Raw genomic sequence first — 7,817 nt, 5'->3', positions numbered from 1 at the left:
GCGGGAAGGGGACGGGGACCGGCGCAGGCGGCCGCTGGGGCGGCGGTCCAGGTGACGGTGAGGCGGCGGTCCAGGTGACGGTCGGGACGGGTCATGTCGCGGGACCGGTCGTGTTGCGGGTGTGGGCTGCAGCGGTTAAGGTCGTCCGGGCGAACCGACACTCTTTCGACTTCGACGAATTCGATGATCTATGTCGGTGTTCTGCCCCTCATACCCCCGTTAGAGAACCACCCCCAGACCGGCCCGTGTGCAGGCCGGATGTTTCCCGACCTCGCTCGCAGGAACCCCGCGTCACGGGTTTTACACAGGGCGCCCATGCCTATGCACAGCATGTGGACAACTCTGTGGACAACTCGTGAGAGAGTAAGTCTTCCGCGTCGCGGCTGTGCCCTGTGGGGCTGATCGCGTCCTGCGGGACAGCCGGGCAGTCAGGTACTCCGTCGGACGGAGGGGGAGGGGACCTTGCGCATGGACGGCCAGGATCTCGGATCAGTCTGGGCCCGCACCCTCACCGCACTCTCCGAGAGCGATCTGTCCCCGAGCTACCGCGCATGGCTGCCCATGGTCCGTCCCCTGGCGCTGGTGGAGGGAACGGCGTTGCTTGCGGCGCCGAACGAGTTCGCCAAGGACGCGCTGGAGACGCGGCTGCGCAACCTCATCACGCAGGCCCTTTCGCGTGAGCTGGGCAGGGAGATCCGGGTCGCGGTGACCGTCCAGCCGGAGCCACCCGCAATGCCTGGTGGGCCTGGCCCAGGCCCCGGCCCTGGCGCATCGTCCAGGCCGGGTGGCGGTGAGCCGCTGGGGGCGCCGATCCCTGCGCCGGGGGGAGGGCTCGGCATGCACGAAGCCACTCCTTCTTATGGCGATTCCTACTCCGACAGGCCCCACGACGACCGCGACAGGGATCGCGAGCGTGAAAGGGACCGGGAGCGTCCACACACAGGCCAGTCCTACGGCGAGCCGTCAGATCGTCCGTATCCGGAGCAGCCGTACAGCGAGCCGGGGTACCGGCCGCAGTCGGGCGTTACCCACGGCCCGGGTGGACCCGGAGGTTATCCACAGGCTCCGGACGACGAGCGGGGAAACTATCCGCCCGTTCCCCGTCCACCCGCTTACAGCCCGGGCGGGCCAGGCGGCCCAGGCTCGCATCCGGGGCCGGGTCCTGGTGGACGCGGCCCAGGCCCGTTCGAGGGACGGGGTCCGCAAGGTTATCCCGGGCATGGCGCGCCGGAGGGTTTCAGTGGAGAGCCTCCTGGACGGCCCTCTCACTCGCATCTGAACGACCGTACGCTCGGCCCGCTGCGTTCGGGAGGCCGTGCGGATCCCCAGGGGCGCGAACCCCAGCACGGCGGGAACGAGCCATCGCTCGGGCACCCGGAGAACACCTTCCAGGGCGGAGACCCGTCATTCTCCGGCGGCGAGCAACCGTACGGAGGCCCGGAGCAGTACGGCGGCGGTGGCACCGACCAGTACGGCGGAAGCAGCAGCGACCCGTACGGAACTGGCGGCGGCGACCAGTACGGCGGGGGCGGGGGCGCTGAACAGTACAGCGGCGCGCCCACGGGCGGAGAGCAGTACAGCGGAGGCGCGGTCACCGAACAGTACGGCGGAGGTGGCGAGCAGTATCGCGGCGAGGAGCCCTACCGCGAGAGCGCGTTCCGCGACGACGAGGCCCCAGACCCCCGCAGCCCCACCGGCTCAGGCCCAAACCCCGGCCCGGTCCCCGGCGGCGGGCTCAACGGCCCTGGCTCTGGGCCTGGCCCCGGCGGTGGCCCGGCGCCCGCAGGCAGCGCAGGCTCTGGCGCGTCCGAGCACGCCCGTCTGAACCCCAAGTACACCTTCGAGACGTTCGTCATCGGCTCGTCCAACAGGTTCGCGCATGCGGCCGCGGTCGCGGTCGCCGAGCAGCCAGCCAAGGCGTACAACCCGCTGTTCGTCTACGGCGACTCCGGCCTGGGCAAGACGCACCTTCTCCATGCGATCGGGCATTACGCGCAGAGCCTCTTCAATGGCGCGCGCGTCCGCTATGTGAGTTCTGAAGAGTTCACGAACGACTTCATCAACTCGATCCGCGACGGAAAGGCCGACGGGTTCCGCCGCCGCTACCGGGACGTCGACATCCTCCTCGTCGACGACATCCAGTTCCTCGAGGGCAAGGAACAGACGCAGGAGGAGTTCTTCCACACGTTCAACACGCTCCACAACGCCAGCAAGCAGATCGTGATCTCCAGCGACCGTCCGCCCAAGGAACTGGTCACGCTGGAGGACCGGTTGCGCAACCGGTTCGAGTGGGGGTTGACGACCGACGTGCAGCCGCCCGAGTTGGAGACGCGTATCGCGATCCTGCAGAAGAAGGCGCGTCAGGAGGGCCTCGCCGCCCCGCCGGACGTGCTGGAGTTCATCGCCTCGCAGATCGCGACGAACATCCGCGAGCTGGAGGGCGCCCTGATCCGGGTCACGGCGTTCGCGAGCCTGAACCGGCAGTCGGTCGACATGAAGCTCGCCGAGATCGTCCTGAAGGACCTGATCCCGAACGACTCCGGCCCGGAGATCACCGCCGCGATGATCATGGCGCAGACCGTGGAGTACTTCGGGACGACGATCGAGGACCTGTGCGGCCCGTCCCGCTCCCGGATGCTCGTCACGGCCCGGCAGATCGCGATGTACCTGTGCCGGGAGCTGACGGAGCTGTCCCTGCCCAAGATCGGCCAGCAGTTCGGGGGACGCGACCACACCACGGTCATGCACGCCGAGCGCAAGATCCGCTCGCTGATGGCCGAGCGACGCGCCATCTACAACCAGGTCACGGAGCTGACCGGGCGCATCAAGCATCAGGCCCGCAAGCGCTGACCGGCGCCCTGTACACAGTGTGGACAGACCTGCGCGACGCTTGTGGACGGGCTGCGACCGCCCCGTCCACACCCTCTCCGCCGGACGGAAGCGACGAAAGGCGCGTCTCACCCGAGAACCGGAGTCGCTACTCACAAGTTGTGGAAAACTCTGGGGATTTTCGTGGATAACCCGGTGGGCAACCGTTGGAGAACCTGAGGATGAAGAGTGGACGGATGTGGATCCGCGGCGTCCGAGCCCGCTGCGTCCTGGGGAAAACCAGTGGATGACTTGGGGAGGAGCTGGGGAGGGCCTGGGACGGTCTGTGGGCCAACCCGGCGATCACCCGTCCGGTGTGCACAGGGCGCCGAAACGTACGGCATACCCGTGGAGAACTCGTGGAAAACCGGGGGATGACATGAGGATGACGTGTGGGGATGATTTCGCCGTCCCCAGGCGCCGCCGCGCCGTCCACCCTCGATGCACAGCACCGGTGGACGAAGAAACCGACTCTCACCTGGGAAGACGCGGTCTGTCCACACTATCCACGGCCCCTATTACTAGTACTGCACTACTTCTCTACTCAAGAAAAGATCCATCTCAAGTCAGGGCCTGGGGACAACCCGACCCGAGCGCCCCGGCCGTGCCAGGATCACCTCACCCTTGTCCGACACCTGCAGGAGGCGGGTCCACTTGAAGTTCCGCATCGACAGAGACGCCCTGGCCGACGCCGTCGCCTGGACCGCGCGTACGCTCCCCGTCCGGCCCCCGGTTCCGGTCCTCGCGGGCATGCACCTCGTCGCAGGAGGCGAGGAGAACAGTGACCGGCTGAAGCTGTCCGCGTTCGACTACGAGGTCTCCGCCCAGGTCTCCACGGACATCGATGTGGAGGAGGCGGGGACGGCCCTGGTATCCGGACGGCTCCTCGCTGAGATCTCGCGCAGCCTTCCTCCCCACCCTGTGGAGGTGACGACGGACGGCGCGAAGGTGATGCTCCGCTGCGGCAGTGCGAAGTTCACACTTCTCACCATGCCTGTGGAGGACTACCCCACCCTTCCGGAGATGCCGCCGGCCGCAGGGTCCGTGGGCAGCGACGAGTTCGCCGCGGCCGTCGGACAGGTGGCGATCGCCGCAGGCAAGGACGACACGATCCCCATGCTGACCGGCGTCCGTGTGGAAATCGAAGGCGAAACCGTGACGCTGGCGTCCACGGACCGCTACCGCCTGGCCGTCCGCGAGCTGCACTGGAAGCCGGAGCGCCCGGACTTCTCCGCCGTCGCGCTCGTCCCGGCCAGGACGCTCGCCGACACCGCCAAGTCGCTGACGGCGGGCGCGGAGGTGTCGATCGCGCTCGGCGGGACGGGTGGCACCGGCGAGGGCATGATCGGTTTCGAGGGCGGCGGCCGCCGGACGACGTCCCGCCTCCTGGACGGCGACTTCGTCAAGTACCGGTCGCTCCTGCCCAGCGAGTACGCGGGCCTCGCCGAGATCCAGACCGCCGCGTTCATCGAGGCCGTCAAGCGCGTCTCCCTCGTCGCCGAGCGCAACACCCCCGTGCGGCTCTCATTCAGCCAGGGCGAGGTCGTCCTGGAGGCCGGGACCGGGGACGAGGCGCAGGCCGTGGAGGCGCTGGAGGCGTCCCTGGAGGGCGAGGACATCGACATCGCCTTCAACCCCGCGTTCCTCCTCGACGGGCTCTCCGCGATCGGCTCCGACGTCGCCCGGCTGTCCTTCACGACCCCGACGAAGCCGGCCGTCCTCACCGGCAAGCCCCCGCAGGACGGCGAGAACCCGAACTACCGTTACCTGATCATGCCCGTCCGGCTGTCCGGGTGAGGCCGGTGAGCCTTTCATCCCCCGCTCGTCCCGGCTCGCTTTCGGCGGCGCGCACGCGGGGCCGTCAAACCGGATGAAAGGCTCATCCCTGGGCATGCATCGCGGGGGAGTCCGCCCCTCGCAGCACCCCCGCAGCGCGCGCACATACGGACAGCTACCCACAGGGGAGTTTTCATGGAGCTTGGGATCATCGGCCTGGGCAAGATGGGCGGCAACATGGCCGAGCGGCTGCGCCGGGGCGGCCACACGATCGTCGGCTATGACCGCGATCCGGACGTCAGCGACGTCGGCTCGGTCGAGGAACTGGTCGAACGGTTGTCCCCGCCGCGCGCCGTCTGGGTGATGGTGCCCGCAGGCCAGCCCACCGAGGACACCATCCACAAGCTGGGCGAGGTCCTTCAACCAGGCGACATCGTCGTCGACGGCGGTAATTCACACTATGTGGACGACCAGAAGCACGGTGAGCAGCTCGCTGCGGTGGGCATCGGCTTCGTCGACTGCGGAGTGAGCGGCGGCGTGTGGGGCTTGCAGAACGGCTACGCGCTGATGGTCGGTGGCGACGACGACAACGTGAAGCGCCTGATGCCCATCTTCGAGACGCTCAAGCCAGAGGGCGAGTACGGATTCGTCCACTCCGGCAAGGTCGGCGCAGGGCACTTCGTGAAGATGGTCCACAACGGCATCGAGTACGCGATGATGCAGGCCTTCGGCGAGGGCTACGAGCTCATCGAGGCCAGCGACCTCGTGACCAAGGTGCCGGAGACGTTCCTGAGCTGGCAGGAGGGCACGGTCATCCGGTCCTGGCTGCTGGACCTCCTGAACAGGGCCCTCGCCGACGACCCGGAACTGGACGACCTGCGCGGCTACGCCAACGACTCCGGGGAGGGCCGCTGGACGGTGCAGGCCGCCGTCGAGCACGCCGTCCCGCTGCCGGCGATCAGCGCCTCCCTGTTCGCGCGGTTCGCGTCCCGCCAGGAGGACTCGCCCGCCATGCGCGTCGTCGCCGCCCTCCGCAACCAGTTCGGCGGCCACGCCGTCGAGGCCATGGGCGACGGCGACTCCCCCGGCGCCGACGTGACTCCCCCGGCCGTTTGACCGCCGGAGAGTTATCCACAGTTTCGGTTTCCGACCCGCGCTCCCCCCGCGATGCCCGACTCTGAACGGAGTCGGCCGCGAGGACCAAGAACGCCCCGCAGACGACGACCCTGCGGGGCGCTCACATGTCACCGGGTGTCGCCCTCGAACGTCCCTGAAGGAGGTGCCCGAATGCCGACCACGCCAGCAAGCCGGACGGCGCCTCCCAGCACCCACACCTCGCCGCACCGAACGCTCCGACGCGTCTCGACGCGGCTGCGGTTGTGGGTGGCGCGTCTAGGCCGCGTCCAGGGCCGGGGCAGCCTGCAAAGGCGCAGCAACGCGAGCGCCGAACGGGTCTCGGGCAGCGTGCTACGGGGCGGCAGGCGCGTGCCTGGGGCGGCGGCGGAGGCTCTACGCTCGTGTCTCGTGCACGTCGCCCACCTCTCCCTGCAGGACTTCCGTTCGTATCCGGCCGCCGAGGTCGCACTCGAACCGGGGGTCACGGCGTTCGTGGGTCCCAACGGGCAAGGCAAGACGAACCTGGTCGAGGCCATCGGCTACGTCGCCTCGCATGGCAGTCACCGGGCCGCGACGGACGCGCCGCTCGTCCGGCATGGCGCGCCGCGTGCGATCGTGCGGGCCGGTCTGGTGAAGGACGACCGCAAGGCGCTGATCGAACTTGAGATCAACCCCGGTAAGGCGAACCGGGCGCGGCTCAACCGGTCCCCCGTCCCCAGGCCGCGCGAGATCCTGGGGATGCTGCGAACGGTGCTGTTCGCCCCGGAGGACCTTTCGCTCGTGAAGGGCGACCCGGGGGAGCGTCGGCGTTTCATGGACGAACTGCTGACCGCACGGGCTCCACGCTTCGCCGGGGTGCGCTCCGACTATGACCGCGTCCTCAAGCAGCGCAACGCCCTGCTGAAATCGGCGGCCGCGCACCGGCGTTCCTCAGGCCCGGATGTCCTCGCGACGCTGGACGTCTGGGATTCGCATCTGGCACGCACCGGTTCCGAACTGCTGGCGGCGCGGCTGGATCTCATCGAGGCGCTCCGTCCTCTCGCCGTCCGCGCCTACGCGGCCCTCGCGCCGGGCGGCAGCGCGGCCGATCTGTACTACAAGAGCTCGTTGGGGGACGTCGAGTTGTCCACAGACCGTGGACAACTAGCGGACCAGTTGCTAGAGGCCGTAGGCGAATCACGCAAACAGGAACTGGACCGGGGAGTGAGCCTCGTAGGGCCGCACCGGGACGAACTCGTCCTACGGCTGGGGGAGCTTCCGGCGCGCGGCTACGCCAGCCACGGCGAGTCGTGGTCGTTCGCGCTCGGGCTGCGGCTCGCCGCGTTCGACCTGCTACGAGCGGACGGCGACGACCCCGTGCTGATCCTGGACGACGTGTTCGCCGAGCTCGACACGGGGCGTCGCAGCAGGCTGGCGGAGACGGTCGCGGTGGCCGAGCAGGTGCTCATCACGGCCGCCGTCCCCGCCGATGTCCCGGCCGAACTGACAGGGGCTTCGTATACCGTCTCCGACGGCCAGATCGTCCGCGACTGACGGGGAAAGGGCGAGCACGTGAACGACGATCCACAGGATGTGCACAACTCCCCCGACTCCCCCGAGTCCGACGCTCCGGAAACCGAAGGTCCGCCGGCCAAGTCGGGCATCGAACTGGCCCGCGAGGCCCTCGCCCAGGCGAAGGCGGACGCGATGAAGCGCGGCACCCTCCCCGGTCAGAACGGCAAGCGCAAGGGGGCCGGACGAGTCGTCCGCGTAAGAGACCCCGGACGGGGCGGCGACCCCAAACTGTTCGGCGCGGCGATCCGCGACCTCATGGCGTCCCGCGGATGGGAGCAGAGGGCCGCCGTAGGCGGCGTGTTCGGCAACTGGGCGGGCATCGTTGGCGCGGAACTGGCCGAGCACACCCGCCCAGAACGCTTCGAGGACGGCGAACTCACCGTGGCCGCCGACTCGACGACCTGGGCGACGCAGCTTCGCCTGCTGTCGTCCAACCTCGTCCGGCGACTGAACGAGGAACTCGGCCACGGCACCGTCCGCCGCGTAAAGGTAGTGGGCCCCTC

General features: G+C 69.0%; 5 protein-coding genes. All 5 read left to right on the top strand.

Translation table 11 applies throughout. The features are described 5' to 3' along the window. Positions 1-468: 468 nt before the first annotated feature. On the top strand, positions 469-2,850 hold the full coding sequence (dnaA, locus tag ETD83_RS36720) for a chromosomal replication initiator protein DnaA (RefSeq protein ID WP_138649811.1): 2,382 nt from the start codon (positions 469-471) through the stop codon (positions 2,848-2,850). 672 nt (positions 2,851-3,522) lie between these two features. Next, entirely contained in the window at positions 3,523-4,665 is a 1,143-nt protein-coding gene (dnaN, locus tag ETD83_RS36715; protein WP_138649810.1) for a DNA polymerase III subunit beta, read from the top strand. Positions 4,666-4,839: 174 nt separating this feature from the next. Next, the gene (gene gnd / locus ETD83_RS36710) at positions 4,840-5,760 is read left to right on the top strand and encodes a phosphogluconate dehydrogenase (NAD(+)-dependent, decarboxylating) (RefSeq protein WP_138649809.1); all 921 of its coding nucleotides are present in this window, start codon (positions 4,840-4,842) and stop codon (positions 5,758-5,760) included. A 408-nt stretch (positions 5,761-6,168) separates the two neighbouring features. After that, positions 6,169-7,293: a DNA replication/repair protein RecF gene (gene recF, locus ETD83_RS36705; RefSeq protein WP_138649808.1), complete on the top strand. Its 1,125-nt coding sequence runs from the start codon at positions 6,169-6,171 to the stop codon at positions 7,291-7,293. An 18-nt stretch (positions 7,294-7,311) separates the two neighbouring features. Continuing rightward, positions 7,312-7,817, top strand: a 506-nt coding sequence (locus tag ETD83_RS36700) for a DUF721 domain-containing protein (RefSeq protein ID WP_230421427.1), incomplete at its 3' end; no start/stop codon positions are given.

Source organism: Actinomadura soli (genome assembly GCF_005889715.1).
GTDB classification, from domain to species: domain Bacteria; phylum Actinomycetota; class Actinomycetes; order Streptosporangiales; family Streptosporangiaceae; genus Spirillospora; species Spirillospora soli.
Note: the sequence above shows the minus strand (reverse complement) of the source record. Positions and strands in the feature narration are given on the sequence as shown.